The organism is Clostridium zhoujianii (genome assembly GCF_051590805.1).
Lineage (GTDB): Bacteria > Bacillota > Clostridia > Clostridiales > Clostridiaceae > Clostridium.
This window is the reverse complement of record NZ_JBPUTF010000003.1, coordinates 74862-93893: the sequence shown is the minus strand read 5'-3', so window position 1 is coordinate 93893 and position 19032 is coordinate 74862. Positions and strand designations below refer to the sequence as shown.

The window sequence follows — 19032 nt, the reverse complement described above, 5'->3', positions numbered from 1 at the left end:
TTTTTTATGATTTTGTAGACAAATATTTTATCATACTATACCATAAAAAAAAGTGGCAATGCCACTTTTTATTTTATGGTAGTTATTTTAATTGTTATTGGTCCTGAGTTAGACTTAACTTTTATATTATTATTGTTAACATTTAAAAGCATAGCTTTTAATTCTAAATTATGTTCTCCCTCTATAAGTCCTTTAACACTTACCTCTACCTTTAGATTTTCAGCTGTTATTGCTTTCAAATCCTCTTCTGTACCTTCTACTGTAACTGTGGCAAACTCAGGTACTTCGTACTTATATTTATTCTCATCCTTATCTAAATAATTTATTCTTATATTCTCAAAATCCTTTGTTACAGTTCTAGTATCTTTTATTTTAATTTTAACCGTTACAACATCTTCACCTTTAGCAATGGTAATCCCTTGAGGTGGTATTAATTTAAGAGTAAATTCTCTACTACCTGTAATATCAGATAAATTTATAGGCTCCAGCTCTATCTGTTCTATATCTTTTACCTTATTAGAATCCCCCAGAATATTAACCCTATTTCTAGATAACTCAACAGTTTCTATACTTAGTCCATTCTTTAATACCCCTGTATAAGTAGTTTTAATTGGAACCTCTTTTCCTTTAGCAACCTTTAAAGATAAAGTACCTTTAGTTTCGCTAATGCCAACTCCCTCTACTTCTTTCTCTTCCTTATCCATTGCCTGGATATCAAATTCTTCTTCCATATCTTTATCTATATCCTTCACTTCTCCAACCAATGCTGCAAAAACTACCTTATCCACTGCTGTCGCTGGTCCATAAACTGTTACTTTTTCAGGATTAATAGTAATAGCACCTTGTGAAAATCCTTCTTTGTAATTTGTTTTTATTCTAGAATCCACTTTCACTTCTTTTTCTACCAAGTCTTCTATCTTTACTTTTATTGCTATAACTCCATTATTCTTAATATTAATGCCCTGAGGATAATTTACTATTTCAACTGGTATATTGTTATCACCCTTTTTCAATGCATATGCGCTAATATCTGCTCTTAATTTGAAATCTTCCTTTTTAGCAGTATATATTTCATTTGCAGGACCCTCTATTGTCAAATCAACATAAAACTTTTGATTAGGTGATAATGCTAGCTTAGAATCTGCTAATACTTCAGTATTAACCATCTCAACTTCTATACCCCTTATTTCTGACTTTCTAGTTGGGTTTTCAACATTGGTTACATATAGCCATAACCCAAAAGACAATAATACACATATGAGTTTTATGGTTAATTTTTTTTCATTCCCGTTATCCATGTCTTCACCCTTTCACCAGCTGTTTTTACTCTCTTAGCTTCTCTATTCTCCATAATTTTTAACAATATAGTCTTTAATTTTTCCTTGTCATAATTACGGGTTAATCTCCCATTAGCTGCTAATGATATTATTCCTGTTTCTTCTGAAACTACTATAACTAATGCATCAGAGTTTTCCGATAAACCCATTGCAGCCCTATGACGAGTCCCTAATTTCTTATTTATAGAATTATTACTTGTTAAAGGAAGTACACATCCTGATGCATGTATTCTATTTTTTCTTATAATAGTTGCACCATCATGTAGAGGCGTGTTAACAACGAATATATTCTCTAGTAAATTGGCACTCACTTTAGCATCTATAATAGTTCCTGATCCTAGTATTTCGCCAAGGCCTGTGCTCTGCTCTATAGCTATAAGTGCACCTGTTTTACTCTCTGCCAAATTACCTACAGCTGCAACAATTTCATTTACAACTTCATTTCTATATTCTTTATCATCAATATTATGTATTTCATCAAATGTACTTCGTCCTAAATGTTCTAGCACTCTCCTGATTTCTGGTTGAAATATAATAATTACTGCTAGAACCCCAATTGTTAATGTCTTATTTAAAATAAAATTTAGCATATTTAATTTTAAAACATAACTAATAGGAATTAAAGCTACAATTAAAACTATACCTTTTAATAATTGCTCTGCCCTAGTTTCCTTTATTAACATATATCCTTTATAAAATATAAAAGATACTACTAAAATATCTAATATAGACCAAATAGATATATTTTTTATTATATTTAATAGCAAAGTATAGAATTCTTGCATTGGTCTCACCTCTTAAAATTAGTCTGTATTTAAATTATACACCAAATTAGCAATCCTTAATATAATTCCAATTACAATTTTATGAAGTTTTATTACTTTTTCATACTATTTTCATTAAAGTTTAAATATAAATTTAATAAAGGATACTTTTATCTATTCATAAGAGAAAAAGGAGATATGTTTATGAAAATTGAAGATTTAAAATTAAATAAAAAACTATTAATAGCCTTGAGCCTAATAGTTATCCTCCCCTTATTAATCTTAGTAATTATTAAACTTACCCCATCTCATAGAGATATAGCTAAGATGAATAAACTATCTAAAGAAATTAAAGAATGTAACTTAACTCTTAATAAAGCAATTAATGATCAAAGCATTGATTCTGAAAAATCTGAAGCTTTACTTAGTTCAGGTATTGTTAAATTAAAAGAATTAGATGATGAGTTATTTGCAACTACTGTAGTGCAAAAGAATCAAGCTATAAAAGAAAAATTATATGAAACATTGACTTATAATATTAATATTTACGAGCTCACCTTAGGCTTAATAAGAAACCCTAATGATAAAGAGATAATTTCAAAATTTAATGAGTATACAAAAACTTACAACCTCCTAGTAAGCAACTACAAAGATTTAAAATCTTCGGGTTTGAAGGTAGATTTTCCCGATAGTACCAAGAAATTTTTCGATAACTCTTCTTACTTTATTAATGCTGTTATAAAAATAAATAGAGAAACTGATATTAAAGTAGATCAAAAAAAAGCATATGTTGTAAGTTTAGAGGAATGTATTAATGCTTTTAGTGAAATAGATGAAGATTTAAAGCCTGCTCTTGAAAAAATAAAAGAAGATGGTCGTTCCCTAGAGGTATTACTTAAAGATATAAAAGATAAGAAATCAAAATTTAGTGAAATTAAAAGTAAATCTTATTCCTTAACCATTCCTGAAAAGGGTAATGATTGCTATGAAATACTACAAGATACCATAACCTTTTACGACTTATATATAACTTCTTTAGAACATTCAATTATTTTAGAAAAATCCTCTTCAAATGCAAATGATGATGAAAATATAGGTAAAAACTATAATAATAGCTTCTCTAAATATTCAGATTTTACAAAAAGCTTAAAAGAATTAAATGCAGAGTTGGATAATTTTAATAATAAGTAGTATATAAACTCTCCTTTTGGTAATAATACAATTTGACTGGGTTACAAAAAGGAGGTTGTGTATGAAAAAATTTTTTAGTCAGTTTACACTTTGCTTAGCCCTCTCAATTCTATTTTGCTCTGCAATACCTGCAAAGGCTTTAGTTTTAGGGAGTTATTCTACAGCTAATAAAAGCTTAGCAGAAACAAAATTTGTAAATAACGAGATCACTAATATAAAGTCTGATGAGGTCGTTGAAGTGTTTAACAATGGCCAAAAACAATTGTATATTACTCAAGCAGATATAAATCTTATGGCCAAACTAGTTTATGCTGAAAGTCGTGGTGAGCCTTTCGAAGGAAAGGTTGCTGTTGCTTCTGTGGTTTTAAACAGGGTACTTAATCCTAGTTTTCCAAGTAGCATAAAAGACGTGATTTTCCAACCTAATGCTTTTTCATGTGTTAAAAACGGTCAAATCATAGCTAATCCAGACCAAAATTGCTACGATGCAGTATTTGAAGCCATAAAAGGAAAAGATCCTACTAACCAGGCTCTTTACTTTTATAACCCTGCAATAGCTACATGTTCTTGGATGAAAGCAACTGAAAAAAAAGATAGTAAGGCCATCGGCCACCACATATTCTTTAAATGCTAAAAGAGGGCTTACGCCCTCTTTTACTTTACTCAAAAGTACCCTTAACAATAGCAACCCCATTTTCAACTAATCTCTTACCCTTTGAATAAACATCACAAATAGATAAGTCTTTCTTATTTACAATAACAAAATCTGAAGAATATCCCCTCTTAATATATCCTTTATCACTTAATTTAAGAAGATTAGCTACATTAGATGTTATTACTTTTATCCCTATTTCTATAGGTATTCCTTCATTTAAAATAGCGGATTTAACCTCTTCATATAAAGTCTTTACAGAGCATACCCCTAATCCTACCAACTCTCTTTCCTCATTAAATTTAGGCATACTTCCATTTCCATCAGAGGAAAATGTTATTTGCTCAATAGGTAAGTCTAATTCGTAAATTTTCTTTAATCCTTGACTTGCTGTTAATTCGCCCTCTTCTAAAAAATTAGGATCAGAACTTGTTGTCAAATCAATAAATCCACCTTTTTTTATGTAATCTATTCCCATATCAAATAATTCTGATGTTCTATTAATATGTGTAGGTAATAACTGAGTTGGTGGAATTTCTGTATTTTCAATTAATGAAAATACTAATTCTAATTTCCTTGCTCCTCCACCTAAATGTACATTAACAATTCCAGCCTTACCAGATAATAAACCTCCAACCCTTGCTTGTGCCACTAAATTAACAAATTCATCGTAAGTAGGTTGAGAGCTTCTATGGTCTGATAATGCTACTTCTCCAACACCTATTATTTTATCTACTAGCATTAAATCCCCTTTAATACTATCTGTCATAGTTTTTACTGGCACTTCATAAGAACCAGTATAACAATATGTAGAGATTCCTTCCTCCTCTAATGCTTTTGCCTTTGCAATAAGACTTCTCATATCTCTACATACTCCATCTGTGCCTATGCATCCAACAACAGAAGTTATTCCAGAGCTAATTAAGTCAGTAAATTTGATTTCAGGAGTTCTGGTATGAAAACCACCTTCACCACCACCACCTACTATATGTACATGAGAATCTATAAACCCAGGAAAAATTATCTTCCCTTCTCCATCAATCGTATTAATATTGATAAAATTTTCCGGGATATTTATATCCTCATAAATACCTTCAAATTTATCGCCTACCACTACCACATTCTTCTTTCCAAGATATTCAGGGCTATACACTTCTACATTTTTTATAACAGTAATCAAAGTATCACTTCCTAATTTATTTATTCTTCTCTAGCAAATTAGAAATAGTATCATTATTATATATAGAATTCGGGTTGCTATTTCTCAGTTCAGTAGCAAATCCTATGCTTTTATCTATATCTTCTTCCTTGTATAATAAGGCAAGCTTATATAAGGTTTCCTCAATATAATTACCATCTTTATAATTTTGATAGTACTCCTCATAATACTTAATTGATTCTAAATTATTATTAGACTTTTCATTTACTACAGCATTGAAAAATACTATATGAGGATATAAATAACTTTCTTTACCGTACTTATATGCCTTATAAAACTCATCTTTAGCTAAAGTTAATTCACCTTTTTCATAAAAATTCATACCACTTTTATAAAATGTATCTACTCCCTCTGTTTCTAAAATCTCTACTCCCTTTACATATAGTGCCTTCTCTTTACCCTTTAATCCATTAGCATTTAAATTTTTAAGCAACTCATATAGAGAGCTATAGTCTTTGTTATTTATTGATTTTTCTATTTCGTCTATATTCACTAGAGCCTCTACTTTAGTTTCTCCTTTTTCCTCTTCATCATTCTCCTTAATTGAGTCAATATTCTCTTCTTGATGTTTGTCCAATTCTTCTGCAACATTAGAATTATCAGCATTATTCCAAGACATATTATATACCTTAATACCAACTATACATATAATACCAACTAGTATAGCTACCAACATTGGTTTTATCCAAAACTGTTTTCTAACAACCTCTAGCTCTATTCCAGCAAATTCTTTTAATTCCTTAGCTAATACCTTTGCTATTTGATTATTTCTATCTATATCTAGTGCTTTAGTTATATAAACACTTGCTGTACTATACTCTCCCTTTCTTAAATAGCATCTTGCTAATGCTATATTAACCTTTATAGAGTTAAAATCACTTTCCAAACACTTATTTAAAAGAATAATAGCTTCATCTATCTTGATTTTTTTTATTAATTCCTCACTCTTATTATATAGAGCTAATCTCTCTTTATCTTTTTTTACATCTTTTATGTAACCTTTCGCCATACTATCATCATTAAAATCTGCATTTATTCTCCAAGAAGTTAATGCACCTTGTAAATCCCCTTTAATATACAATAGTAAGCCTTTTAAATTTAGTATGGCTGAATCCTTTAAATTCTCTGATATAGCTTCCTCACATGTTTCTAGTGCCTTATCAATCTCCCCTTTTTCATAATAACCTGTTGCCTTTATGTGTAATTTATTCTTCTGTTTATTACTCATTTATAAAAACCCCCAAAATATTATTCCTAAAATACCTGCTATTACTATAGTTGCTATAGGATGAATTTTTTTGCTAAACATACATGCTCCAATTATCAAAGTAATTATTACTGATTTTACATCTAAATAGGCTTCTTTAGCTAAAGTTATAAATGCATTTACTATTAATGCAATTAATACTGGCCTCATTCCCAATAATGCCGCTTTTAATCCTTTAGACTCTTTGAATTTATCCATCATCTTTGATGCTATTGTTACTAATATGAATGATACTGTAACCATTCCTAATGTTGCAAATATACTTCCTATTACTCCACTAACCTTATACCCAACAAATGTAGCTGAATTTATTGATACTGGTCCTGGAGTCATTTGCGATATTCCTATTATATCTACAAACTCATTTAAAGATAACCAGCCATTTTTCTCTATTATCTCCCTTTGCATAAAGGGTATCATTGCATACCCGCCACCGAAACTAAATAATCCAATTTTGAAGAATGTAATAAAAAGATTAATTAATATCTCCACTTACTACACCTTCTCTCTTAAAAATAGTATACCGTATAGTGCTGCTATTAAAATCACTATTACTGGATGTATTTTAAATATTTCTAATGCTATTAATGCTATAATTCCTATTACTACATTCTTTACATTTCTTTTAACACCTTTGGCAAGGCTAACAACCCCTACTAGTACTAACATCGGAACTGCTGCAGTTATTCCCTTAAATGCTAAGTTCACATAATAATTATCTCTAAATTGCATAAATACTGTAGCTACTAGAAGAATAATTATAAAAGATGGTAATACTACTCCTAATATAGCAATAAATCCTCCTAATACTCCTCCTAATTTATAACCTATAAAGGTTGAACAATTAATAGCTAATGCTCCTGGAAAACTTTGTGATACTACAAGTATATCCATAAATTCTTCTTTATCTAGCCAGTTATTCTTATTAACAACCTCTTCTTCAATTAATGGAATCATTGCATATCCTCCTCCAAAGGTGAATGCTCCTATTTTAAAGAAAGAGAAAAACATCTTAAGTAACTTATCCATTATTCCCTCCATTTTATCTGTTGTACACAATAATATATCTAATTCTATCATAAGTTTATTTTGCCTTCATCCCAAGATTTTTATTTACATATACTCTATATTAGTGAACTTTAATTTTGGGGTAACTTTTATATGTGTTATACTATAAAGAAATATCTCAATATAAATATTAGGTTAATTTTATTATTTAAGGAGAATTGGTATTATGATGGATTTTATAATAATGGCTGATTCAGCCTGTGACCTACCTAAAAGTCTAATCGAAGAAAATAATATATGTTATGTAGGTCTAACATGTTTATTTAAAGGTAAAGAATATGTTGAAGACCACGGTGATTCACTTCCATATGAGGATTTCTATAAAGGAATTCGTGAAGGAGAAATGCCTAGTACATCCCAAGTAAATAGCCTAACTTACTATGATCTTTTTGAAGGTTACATTAAAAAGAATAAAGCTATTTTATATCTTGCATTTTCTTCTGCTTTAAGCGGAACTATTAATAGTGCAAGATTAGCCAAAAATGATATCTTAGATAAATATCCAAATGCAGACATTACAATCTTGGATACTAAATCAGCATCACTTGGATATGGTTTACTTGTTCTAAAAGCTTGCAAATTAAGAATAGACGGTATGTCTAAAAATGATATATCTAAAATAATTGAGGAAACCTCACCTAAACTTAACCATATTGTAGCAATGGATGATCTAGACTATCTTAAAAGAGGAGGCAGACTTTCTGGTACCGCTGCAACCTTAGGTACTATTCTACAATTGAAACCTATGGTTAAAATTAATGATGAAGGTCAACTAATCAATTACGGAAAGGTAAAGGGAAGAAAAAAATCAATTACTACCTTATTTAAAGAATTTGAAGCTAGGGCTATAGATATTCCATCTCAAGATTTAATAGCAATTTCTCATTCAGATTGCTTAAAAGATGCGCAATTATTAGCAGATATGATAAAAGAAAAGTATAATGTCAAAATCCTAATAAACTCTATAGGTTGTGTTATAGGCAGTCATACTGGTGCTAACACTATTGCTCTATTTTTCTTAGGAAATTCCAGATAAAAAAGCGAAGCTATTTAGCTTCGCTTTTAATTATATATTATTCTTGTTCTAACATTATCTTCTTTGCATTTAAGATAGATGTAGCGCTCATTGAGAATTCGTCTAATCCGTATTCTACTAGAGTTGGGATAGCTGACTCATCTCCAGCCATTTCACCACACATTCCTACCCACTTACCGTGCTTATGAGCACCGTCGATAGTCATCTTTATTAATCTTAATACTGCTGGATGCATTGGGTTGTAAAGGTATGATACCTTTTCACTCATTCTGTCAGCAGCTAATGTATATTGAATTAAATCGTTAGTCCCGATTGAGAAGAAATCAACATGCTTAGCTAATTCATCAGCATATACAGCTGCCGCTGGAATTTCAACCATGATACCCCATTGGATACTATCTGAGAATTCTTTTCCTTCTGCTCTTAATTCTTCTTTACATTCATCAACCACAGCCTTAGCTTGTTGGAACTCTTCTAATCCTGAGATCATTGGGAACATTACACAAAGATTTCCGTAAACAGAAGCTCTTAATAATGCTCTTAATTGAACCTTGAATATTTCTTTTCTATCTAAACAAAGTCTTATTGCTCTATAACCTAAGAATGGATTCATCTCTTCTGGTAATGGTAAGTAAGGAAGAGTCTTATCTCCACCGATATCAAGTGTTCTTATAACAACTTGCTTTCCTTCCATCTTTTCAAGAACAAACTTGTAGCTTTCATATTGTTCTTCTTCTGTTGGCGCACTATCTCTATCCATGTATAAGAACTCAGTTCTGAATAGACCAACACCATCTCCACCATTAGCTATAACTCCAAGTACATCTTCTGGTTGACCAATGTTACCACAAACTTCAATTCTTTTACCTGACTTAGTAACAGTCTTAACATTTATTAATTTCTTTAATTCTTCTTGTTCAGCTTGGAATTTTTCTTTCCTAGCTTTGTATTCAGCTATAACTTCTTCTGAAGGATTTATTATAACATCTCCTTCAATACCATCAACAATAATCATATCACCAGTCTTAACTGATGTAGTTATATCTCCTAATCCAAGTACAGCTGGAATTTCTAATGTTCTTGCCATAATAGCAGCATGAGAAGTTCTTCCACCTATATTTGTAATAAATCCTACAACCTTGCTTCTATCTAATTGAGCTGTATCTGATGGTGTTAAGTCATGAGCAACAACTACAGTATTACTTTCTGTAATTGCAAATGCATCTCCACCCTTACCAGCTAAATTAGCAATTATTCTCTTTGAAACATCTTTAATGTCAGCTGCTCTTTCTCTCATATAAGCATCTTCCATTGATTCAAAAATCATAACAAATGTATTTGTAACGCCTTCAACAGCCTTCATTGCATTTATACTATTTGATTCAATTTCAAGAGACATAGCTCCTGTAAATTCTGGGTCATCTAATAATGTAATATGAGCTTCAAAAACTGCAGCCTTCTCTTCTCCCATTTCAGCTGCTGCCTTTTCTTTGATCTTTTCTAATTGAACTCTTGAAGCATCTAATGCTTTTTGCAAGTTTTCCTTTTCTAGAACTACATCAGCAACCTTTGCATCTGTTATAACTATTTCTTCATGTTCTTGTACAAAAACTTTTCCTATTGCATATCCTTTTGAAGCAGCAATACCTTTTTTCATAATTAATGATCCTCCTTAAACATAGTCCATATAAATTTATAATACTCTCACAAATATGTTAAAAATGTAACATTCCCTTAGTAAACCTTTAACAATTAAAGTATAACCATAAAACATTATAACATATTTTTAAAACATGTTAACCTCTTTATGAGTAAATTTATATTTAAATCCCAGGGGTTTTGCCAATTAATCGTTAATATTTAATATAAATACCATTTTTTTATTTTTCCTATATAATTTTATTATAAATCATCTACAAGAGTAGCTGCTTTTGCATAAGCTGTAGATTTTGCTTCGAAGAAATCTGTTTTTACTGCATTTGCATCTGATAATACATCTACCCAAGCTGCTGGATTTTCATCATGTCCTTCAAATATTCTAGGCAATCCTATTGCATTAAGTCTCATATTCCCAAGGTATTTAATATAATCTTCTATTAATTTTTTATTTATCCCCTGAATATTATCTCCTATAACATAATGTCCCCATGAAATTTCATGTTCTACTCCAATTCTCATCATTTCACAAAGTTCTCTCTTCATTTCCTCTGAGAATAGTTCAGGCTCTTCTTCTTGCAACTCTTTAATTATATTTCTAAATAACCATAAATGGGTATTCTCATCTCTATTTATGTATCTTATCTCTTGAGCTGAACCTGGCATCTTCCCATTTCTTTCTAAATTGTAGAAGAACATAAATCCTGAATAAAAGTATATTCCCTCTAATATATAGTTTGCCATAATTGTCTTAAGTAAATTCTCTTTTGAAGGCTCCAAAATGAAGTTATTATATAGCTCTCCAATAAATTTATTTCTTTCTAAAAGTACTTCATCATCTTTCCATTGGTATAATATTTCATTTCTTTTATCAGGAGAACAAATCGTATCAAGCATATAGCTATAACTTTGTGAATGTACTGCTTCCTGGAATGCTTGTATAGTAAGACATAAATTCACTTCACTTGCAGTAATATAATTTGATATATTTCCTATATTAGCAGTTTGTATTGAATCTAAAAATATCAAAAATGATAGTATTTTATCGTAGGCAGTTCTCTCTTCTTCAAGCAACTTACCATAATCCTTTAAATCCTGGGATAAATTTATTTCTTCTGGAATCCAGAAATTATTCATCCCCTGTCTGTACCAATCACTTACCCAAGAATATTTCATGTTATTGAAATCGTTAAGATTTGTAGTATTCCCATTTATCATCCTCTTTTTACTAACTTCAACATCTCCAAGTTCATTAAAAAGTGGCTTTCTATTAATATTCATTATTATCCTCCCTAAACTCAATTAATAGAAGGAAAGAGGTAAAATTCTTTCCTTCTCTTTTTTATATTTTATGCCGAACAACTTTCACAATCTCCAACTGTTAATGACTTACTTCTTACATAATATATTGATTTTACCCCACATTTACATGCTTCTATGTATAAATTCATTATAGCTCTCATTGTATAATCTGTTGTTATATATAAATTGAATGATTGACTTTGATCTATATGTCTTTGTCTTATACCATTTATCTTTACACACCAAGCCTGATCAATATTATAAGCTGAATTGTAATACCAGTAATTCTCATCACAAAGATCTGGTGCTGTCTTAGGTATAATACTTCCCTTTTTCTCTTCAAGGAAAAATCTAGACATTATAGGGTCTATTCCTTCGCTAGTTCCTGCTAAAGTTGCAGTTGAACCATTTGGAGCTACAGCCATTAAATATCCATTTCTCATTCCATACCTAGATATATCTTCTCTTAGATTATTCCACTCTTCAGAATCATATCCTCTCAATCTAAAGTAATCTCCATTATCCCAGTCAGATCCTTCAAATTGAGAATATCTGCCTTTTTCCTTTGCTATGTTCATACTAGCTTTAATTGCATGATAATTAATTCTTTCATATACCTTATCTGCAAAGTTTATATGTGAATCTGCTGTCCAATGAATTCTATTATTTGCAAGCATATGATGATATCCACTAGTTCCAAGGCCTATACTTCTATATTTCTTGTTGGTAATTTCAGCAAATGGTACTGAATAATAATTTAAATCTATAACATTATCCATAGCTCTAATCTGAGTTTCTACAACGTATCCTAGTTCTTCATCATTTGTTACATCAACATTTCCTAAAACAATTGATGATAAATTACATACTACAAAATCTCCAGCCTTTATTTTTTCAACTACAATAGTATCCCCATTTTCGTCTACTATTTCTGATTGTTGTGCTTCCATAGCACTCATATTTTGCATAATTTCAGTACATAAATTTGATGAATAAATCATTCCCTTATGCTTATTTGGATTCATCTTATTTACCGTATCTCTATAAAAAGCAAATGGTGTTCCTGTTTCTGCGGCACTCTTTATAATTAATCTAACTAAATCCTTAACCACCATTACTCTCTTATCAATTCTATCATCATTAACACAGTCAAAATACTTTTCTTCCCACTCTTCTCCGTAGAAATCCTCTAATGAGTATCCCTTAACATTCTCAATTTCATGTGGACACATCATGTACCAATTAGCATTTATATCTTTCTCTGCTAACTTCCAGAACAAATCAGGATAACAAAGGCCTGGGAATATATCATGAGCTTTCTTTCTATCATCACCATTATTAGTTCTTAATTGCAAGAATTCTGGAATATCCTTATGCCAAGCATCTAACCATATTGCAACTGATCCATTTCTTACCCCAAGTTGGTCAACTGCAATTGCTGTATCATTAAATAATTTTATCCAAGGTACAACCCCACCTGATGCCCCTTTAAATCCTCTTATTGGTGAACCTAATGCTCTAACCTTACCAAGGTATATACCCATTCCACCACCGAATTTTGAAACCTCTGCAAAATTATCTAAAGACTTATAAATACCCTTTAAACTATCATCCACAGTATCTATGAAGCATGAGCTTAATTGATAAAATGGTTTTCTTGCATTAGATATAGTTGGCGTTGCCATTGTGGCTTTAAGTGAGCTTAAAACATTATAAAACCTCTTTGCCCAATCTACTCTATTTTCTGCTTTTTCTGGAATTGCTAAATGCATAGCAATTCCCATGAATAATTGCTGTGGTAATTCTAATGGCTTTCTATTGAAATCCTGAATTAAATATCTCTTACTTAATAAGCTAATTCCACTATAAGTAAATAAGAAATCTCTCTCAGGTTTTAATTCTCTCTCTAATTCATCTACTTCTTCTCTTGTATAATTTTCTAAAATATATTTACCATACAGACCCATATCGGTTAATTCCCTTATGAAGTCATATAATCCTAAATATAAATCTGTATCTGAGTTTAATCCCCTATTTTCTCTAACTTCTTCATGTAACTTAAATATATATAGCCTTGCTGCTACAAACTGCCACTTTGGCTCTAAATCTGTAGTTAATTCTAATGAAATTTGAATTAATGAATCCCTTATTTCTCTTTCATTCATCGTAGGCCTAACTATATGTTCTAAAGCCTCTATAAGTCTCTCTTTTGTATATACTCCTTCATTATCCTCTACTGCTCCAAGTGCAATATCACACAGTTTATCTAAATCCACCGTAATCCCCCTCTACAATATGTAGTATATGTATATATACTTTATTCTATTATACGCACAATATACAGTAACTATAATTATAGTTACTATATATAATTATGTAAAATCTGCAAAACCCCTTTTAACCCTAAAAATATAATTCTAAATAATTAACTCTCCTTATTTCTCCTTTTATCTATAATTGTTATTATTTGATATTATATTTCACCTAATATATCATCTTCTGATTTCTTGTAAATAAAAAAGGGGGATCTCCCCCTCTAAATAGGTAAATTAATATACAGTTTAAACATATCTCCTTCCCTACATACAGTAACATCACCCTTATGAAGTTCAACAATACTCTTTGTTATTGCAAGGCCTAGCCCAGATCCTTCTATATTTGAATTTCTAGATTTATCTCCCCTAGCAAATCTTTCAAATATTTCTTCATTATCAAAGTTCATATCATAGTTTGATATATTTTTAAATGATATCTGAACTTCTCCATTCTTATCTTCAATATCAACATATACTCTTGTCCCTGGAAGAGAATACTTCAATGCATTAATAACCACATTTTCTATTGCCCTTGATATCATCTTTCCATCTAATTCTATAATTATTTCTTCACTAAAGCTATTTACTTTAAATTCGATATTCTTATCTTCATATAAGTAAGAATATTCCCCTATAGCTTGATGAATTAATGACATTACGTCTATCTTCTCTTTAATTATCTCCATCTTTCCACTATTAATTTTAGACATCTCAAATAAGTCATCTATTAATACTTTTAATTTTTTTGATTTCTGCTCTACTATCTTTAAATAATCCTTCCTTTCTTCTTCTGTTATACCTTCCTCCTCTAATATATTTACATAATTAATTATTGAAGTAAGAGGTGTCCTTAGATCATGTGATACGTTTGATATTAATTCTGTTTTTAACCTCTCATTTTTTAATGTTTCCTCAACGGCTATCTCATACCCATCTTTTATTTCAGTTATATTTTTTATAAGTTCTAATATTTCTGGAGTGCCATTTTCTACAATATTATATCCTAGTTCTCCTTCATTTATTTTTTTCAAGCTATCATTAATCATTGATATTTCAATGCTTTTCTTAGCAGTATAAATAACACCTATCATAGGTAGTGTCACCAATAAAATACTTCCTTTAAATGGATATAATTTAAAGAAATTTCTTATTATATTATTATCATAACCCCCTATAGCTAATAAATATAAATATCCTATAAAGAATACAATTACACCAATTATACTTATCATCAAAGTTTTTCTTGTTTGCTTATAACTAAACCCATATCTAAATACATATATAATACTATAAATAAAGTTTCCTCTAATATTAACCTTACCTCTATTATGAATTATAGCTATAATTATTTTAAAGAATGTTATTATAGCTATTACTGCTATGATACCAACACTTAATGCTATTCTAGTATCATCCTTCTTTATATATTTATCAATTGAAGTATAGTAATACTCCTCATAATTATTCAATACGCTCTTATCATTGGCAACAACACCACTTCTAACTAACAAGTTAAATGTGTTACTATTATCATAATTTATTATAGTTTCTCTTCCTTTAAATTTATTTTTTATATAATTCCTTATATAATTATCTGTATATATTGAATCATCAGAGGATAAAGCAATACTCTTATCATTAGTGATTATTTTGTTACTATTTTTATTTCTTATAATAAAATATGAATCACTTGGTATTGATCCACTGTATTGTCCAAGTGTTATACCCATACCTTCAAATGAATTACTTGTAAAGAAATCCTTTAAACTTTTAATAGTTTTATCACTTCCATAATATATCTCTTCTAGTGATCCACTTTGCTTATATGCCAATGCAGCTAACCCTGTTAAATCTTCTTCTATCTTCTCTTTATAATATCCTTGGGGATTCATAGTAGCTTCTATTGATGAGGTCACCATCGTATAGAATTTTGAAGATGTACTTTTATATGATTCTAGTCCAAAATAAAAACATAAAAATAATAATGCAACTATCTCTATTAGCCATATTTCACTTAAGTATCTTTTTATTTTATTTTTCAATTTTATAACCAATTCCCCACACCACCTTGATATATTCAGGCTCCTTTGTGTTCAATTCTATCTTTTCTCTTATTCTTCTTATATGAACTGTAACTGTATTTTCACTCTTATAAAAAGGCTCATCCCATACTTTTTCATAAATCTCTTTTATTGAAAAAATACGACCTATATTTGAAGCTAATAAATGTAATATTTTATATTCTGTAGCTGTAACCTTTATTTCTTCCCCTCTTACCACTATACTTTTAGCTAAAGTATCTATTTCTAAATCTTTTACCTTAAGAATTCCTTTATCCTCTATATCAAGTGGTTTATCATATCTTCTTAACTGAGACTTTACCCTTGCAACAAGTTCTAAATGATTAAAAGGCTTTGTCATATAATCATCTGCACCAACATTTAATCCTAATATTTTGTCTGAATCTTCACCTTTAGCTGAAAGCATGATTATAGGTATATTTTTACTTTCTCTTATTTTCAAGCAAGTCCTAATACCATCCATCTTAGGCATCATAATATCTAATATTATTAAATGTATCTGAGTTCTCTCCAATATATCTAAAGCTTCTAATCCATCACCAGACTTTATTACATTAAGATTCTCACCTCTTAAATATATATCTATGGCATCTCTTATCTCTTTTTCATCATCAACAACTAAAATGTTAAACATATACTAACCCCCTTAGGATTCTTTACTTTTTATTATAACCTAACTTTATTAAATCATAAAATATCCCACCCTTTATTACTTTTTTATTAATTAACCCACTACTCATACATCAATATAAAGTTTCCCTTAAATCTCACACTTTCTACAATCCTAATGATGTTAATATAGTATAATAATTACATGAATTTTAAAGGGGGATATTATAAATGTTAGAAATAAAATACCTTACAAAGCGATATAAAGATTTTGATGCAGTTAAGGATTTAAATCTTTTAATAGGCGAAGGAGAAATCGGGGTACTAGCTGGACCAAATGGTGCTGGAAAATCTACTACTATAAAATGTATAGCCGGACTTCTTCGCTATGTTGGTGATATTAAAATAGGAGGCTATTCGAATAAAAGTATCGAAGGAAAAAAACTCTTTTCATATGTACCGGAGCTTCCAGGATTATTTCCATTGCTAACAGTAAGGGAACATATTCACTTTGTTGCTAAATCCTATGGACTTAATGACTATGAGGATTATGCAAATGAATTATTTGAAATATTTGATTTAAGTGATAAAACAGAGAAGTTTGGATCGGAACTCTCAAAGGGTATGCAACAAAAACTAAGCTTATGTTGTGCTTTGGTTACCAAGCCTAAATTAGTTCTTCTAGATGAACCTATGATTGGACTTGATCCTAAAGCTATTAAGGAACTTAAAAACCTTATGTTAAAGTTAAAAAATGAAGGAGTTTCTATGATAGTTAGTACTCATCTTCTTGATTCTGTAGACAACCTTTGGGATAGACTTGTTATCATGAATAAAGGAAATATAGTTCTTTCAAAAACCAAAGAAGAATTTAATAAGGATGAAACTAATGAAGGTCTTGAAGAAATATTCTTTAGAGTTACTGAGGAGGCTGATAGATAATGAAGCCTTTTTCTTATTTACTTAAAAGAAATGCTATAAATTATATTAAAAGCATGAAGCATAAACCAACAAAGATTATTCCCTTTGTTTTTTATGGTATATTTCTTATACTAATGCTCTTTTCCTTGGGTAATAGAAGTAACTCTCCTGACTCTTTTAATAATCCTAAATACTTCATTGCTGGCTGTACTTTAGCATCATTTATAGGTTTCTTATTTATAATTTATAGCGGTATTACCCGAAAAAACTTTCGTTATAGCATGAGTGATGTAAATATTATCTTTACCTCTCCAATAAAATCTCAAAATATACTTTTATATGGTTTCCTAAGAGAGGTATCCTTTATTTTTGCCTTTGGTATTTTTTTTATGTTCCAAATACCTAATATAGCAAATAACTTTAACTTTGTTAGCGGTGGTATTCCTTTATTTATAATTTTCTTCTTTTTATTTGCAGTTACGCTATCATTTATATCTTTATTAATGTATGGAATATTTTCAAAACTACATAAATATAGAGATAAAGCTTCTAAGATAGCAAAGGCAGCTATACTATTAGTACTCCTTACTATTGCAATATATATTTATACCTCTTCTAAAGGTGATTACTTTAATTTCGGAATTAACTTTTTTAATGAGGAATTGTGGAACTATATTCCTATAGTAGGTTGGATACGCTCATTGCTTATTCAATGTATTGAAGGATTTAATTCTTCTACAATTTTATACTCTGGATTATTACTTATAACTTGTATAATTTCCGGTGTTATTCTTTATAATCTAAATTTAGATTTTTATGAAGATGCCTTACCATCAGCAGAACAAAATGAGGTAGCTCAAAGTTATAAAAATAGTGGTTATGATCCAAAGCAATTAGCTCAAATGAATAAAGTACGTAAGCCTTTAGCTCGTAGAAAAACTACTATGAACTATAACGCCTTCTATGCTAAGTCAATATTTTTTAGACATATGCTAGAATATAAAAAGACTGGTTTCTACTTCTTAAATATCCTTTCAGGGATTTATTTTGTTGTCTCCATGATTTTTGGTTTATATATAAAAGCTCCATTATATTTCTTCTTACTATTTGCAGTGTATATTATGGTTATCGCAACCTATGCTGGTAAATGGTCATCAGATTTCAACGGACACTATATATTCCTTATTCCTGCAAGTAGTGCATCAAAATTGTTCTATTCAACCCTGTCATCTATTATTAAATATTTAGTGGATGGGTTAATATTATTCATACCAGCTGGAATACTTACAGGATCTACGCTTTTAGAAATACTTTTATCAATACTTGCTTATGTATCGTTTGGTGCTATATCTACCTATGGTGCAGTATTAAACTATAAGTTATTTGATAGAGTTTCAAATCAAATGATGAAGGGTATATTTATGATGATTACTCTATTCATATTTATATTACCAGGAATAGTAGTTGGACTACTTCTGAGCTTTCAGCTTAAAATTTTTGGTCCCTATGCCCTCCATTTATCTTTTATAATTTATAACACAATAGCATCATTAGTTATAATACAAGGTGCCAAAGGTATATACGATAGTATTGAAACTTAGAATTAAAGGATGT

Annotated in this window: 16 protein-coding genes; 5 read left to right on the top strand and 11 right to left on the bottom strand. The window is 29.9% G+C overall.

Annotation, left to right across the window (positions count from 1 at the left end; translation table 11 throughout):
- Positions 1 to 68: 68 nt before the first annotated feature.
- A complete protein-coding gene (locus ACSYT2_RS15255) occupies positions 69 to 1298 on the bottom strand; it encodes a CdaR family protein (protein ID WP_438385117.1) in 1230 nt (409 codons plus the stop codon).
- Positions 1271 to 2122 carry a diadenylate cyclase CdaA gene (gene cdaA / locus ACSYT2_RS15250; RefSeq protein ID WP_430857709.1) on the bottom strand — a complete coding sequence of 284 codons (852 nt, stop codon included), beginning with the start codon at positions 2120 to 2122 and terminating at the stop codon, positions 1271 to 1273. Before cdaA ends, ACSYT2_RS15255 begins: the two co-directional genes overlap by 28 nt.
- A 183-nt stretch (positions 2123 to 2305) precedes the next feature.
- Between cdaA and ACSYT2_RS15245 the strand changes: the two genes are divergently transcribed.
- On the top strand, positions 2306 to 3292 hold the full coding sequence (locus tag ACSYT2_RS15245) for a hypothetical protein (protein WP_430857710.1): 987 nt from the start codon (positions 2306 to 2308) through the stop codon (positions 3290 to 3292).
- Positions 3293 to 3353: 61 nt separating this feature from the next.
- On the top strand, positions 3354 to 3926 hold the full coding sequence (locus ACSYT2_RS15240) for a cell wall hydrolase (protein WP_430857711.1): 573 nt from the start codon (positions 3354 to 3356) through the stop codon (positions 3924 to 3926).
- Positions 3927 to 3951: 25 nt separating this feature from the next.
- Here ACSYT2_RS15240 and iadA read toward each other — a convergent pair whose 3' ends face one another.
- Genes iadA through ACSYT2_RS15220 form a run of 4 tightly spaced genes read right to left on the bottom strand, consistent with a single transcriptional unit; the run spans position 3952 to position 7459 of the window.
- Positions 3952 to 5124, bottom strand: coding sequence for a beta-aspartyl-peptidase (iadA, locus tag ACSYT2_RS15235; RefSeq protein WP_430857712.1), 1173 nt, complete (start codon positions 5122 to 5124; stop codon positions 3952 to 3954).
- 16 nt (positions 5125 to 5140) lie between these two features.
- Positions 5141 to 6391: a tetratricopeptide repeat protein gene (locus tag ACSYT2_RS15230; RefSeq protein ID WP_438385116.1), complete on the bottom strand. Its 1251-nt coding sequence runs from the start codon at positions 6389 to 6391 to the stop codon at positions 5141 to 5143.
- The gene (locus ACSYT2_RS15225; RefSeq protein WP_430857714.1) at positions 6392 to 6922 is read right to left on the bottom strand and encodes a chromate transporter; all 531 of its coding nucleotides are present in this window, start codon (positions 6920 to 6922) and stop codon (positions 6392 to 6394) included.
- A 3-nt stretch (positions 6923 to 6925) separates the two neighbouring features.
- Positions 6926 to 7459 (bottom strand): chromate transporter, encoded by a 534-nt coding sequence (locus ACSYT2_RS15220; protein ID WP_430857715.1) that lies wholly within the window; start codon positions 7457 to 7459, stop codon positions 6926 to 6928.
- A 205-nt stretch (positions 7460 to 7664) separates the two neighbouring features.
- On the opposite strand from ACSYT2_RS15220, the gene ACSYT2_RS15215 reads away from it, so the two are divergent.
- Complete coding sequence (locus ACSYT2_RS15215) at positions 7665 to 8534, top strand: DegV family protein (protein WP_430857716.1); 870 nt, start codon at positions 7665 to 7667, stop codon at positions 8532 to 8534.
- A 37-nt stretch (positions 8535 to 8571) separates the two neighbouring features.
- Here ACSYT2_RS15215 and ptsP read toward each other — a convergent pair whose 3' ends face one another.
- The 5 genes from ptsP to ACSYT2_RS15190 form a co-directional block, all read right to left on the bottom strand.
- A complete protein-coding gene (ptsP, locus tag ACSYT2_RS15210) occupies positions 8572 to 10191 on the bottom strand; it encodes a phosphoenolpyruvate--protein phosphotransferase (protein WP_430857717.1) in 1620 nt (539 codons plus the stop codon).
- A gap of 245 nt (positions 10192 to 10436) precedes the next feature.
- Positions 10437 to 11471, bottom strand: a complete 1035-nt coding sequence (locus ACSYT2_RS15205; RefSeq protein WP_430857718.1) for a ribonucleotide-diphosphate reductase subunit beta — start codon at positions 11469 to 11471, stop codon at positions 10437 to 10439.
- A 68-nt stretch (positions 11472 to 11539) separates the two neighbouring features.
- A complete protein-coding gene (locus tag ACSYT2_RS15200) occupies positions 11540 to 13768 on the bottom strand; it encodes a ribonucleoside-diphosphate reductase subunit alpha (RefSeq protein WP_430857719.1) in 2229 nt (742 codons plus the stop codon).
- 260 nt (positions 13769 to 14028) lie between these two features.
- On the bottom strand, positions 14029 to 15849 hold the full coding sequence (locus ACSYT2_RS15195; RefSeq protein WP_430857720.1) for a sensor histidine kinase: 1821 nt from the start codon (positions 15847 to 15849) through the stop codon (positions 14029 to 14031).
- A complete protein-coding gene (locus ACSYT2_RS15190; protein WP_430857721.1) occupies positions 15839 to 16522 on the bottom strand; it encodes a response regulator transcription factor in 684 nt (227 codons plus the stop codon). Before ACSYT2_RS15190 ends, ACSYT2_RS15195 begins: the two co-directional genes overlap by 11 nt.
- Positions 16523 to 16728: 206 nt before the next feature.
- Between ACSYT2_RS15190 and ACSYT2_RS15185 the strand changes: the two genes are divergently transcribed.
- Both ACSYT2_RS15185 and ACSYT2_RS15180 read left to right on the top strand, forming a co-directional pair.
- Positions 16729 to 17439 carry an ABC transporter ATP-binding protein gene (locus ACSYT2_RS15185; RefSeq protein ID WP_430857722.1) on the top strand — a complete coding sequence of 237 codons (711 nt, stop codon included), beginning with the start codon at positions 16729 to 16731 and terminating at the stop codon, positions 17437 to 17439.
- On the top strand, positions 17439 to 19019 hold the full coding sequence (locus tag ACSYT2_RS15180) for a putative ABC exporter domain-containing protein (RefSeq protein WP_438385114.1): 1581 nt from the start codon (positions 17439 to 17441) through the stop codon (positions 19017 to 19019). Before ACSYT2_RS15185 ends, ACSYT2_RS15180 begins: the two co-directional genes overlap by 1 nt.
- Positions 19020 to 19032: the final 13 nt, after the last annotated feature.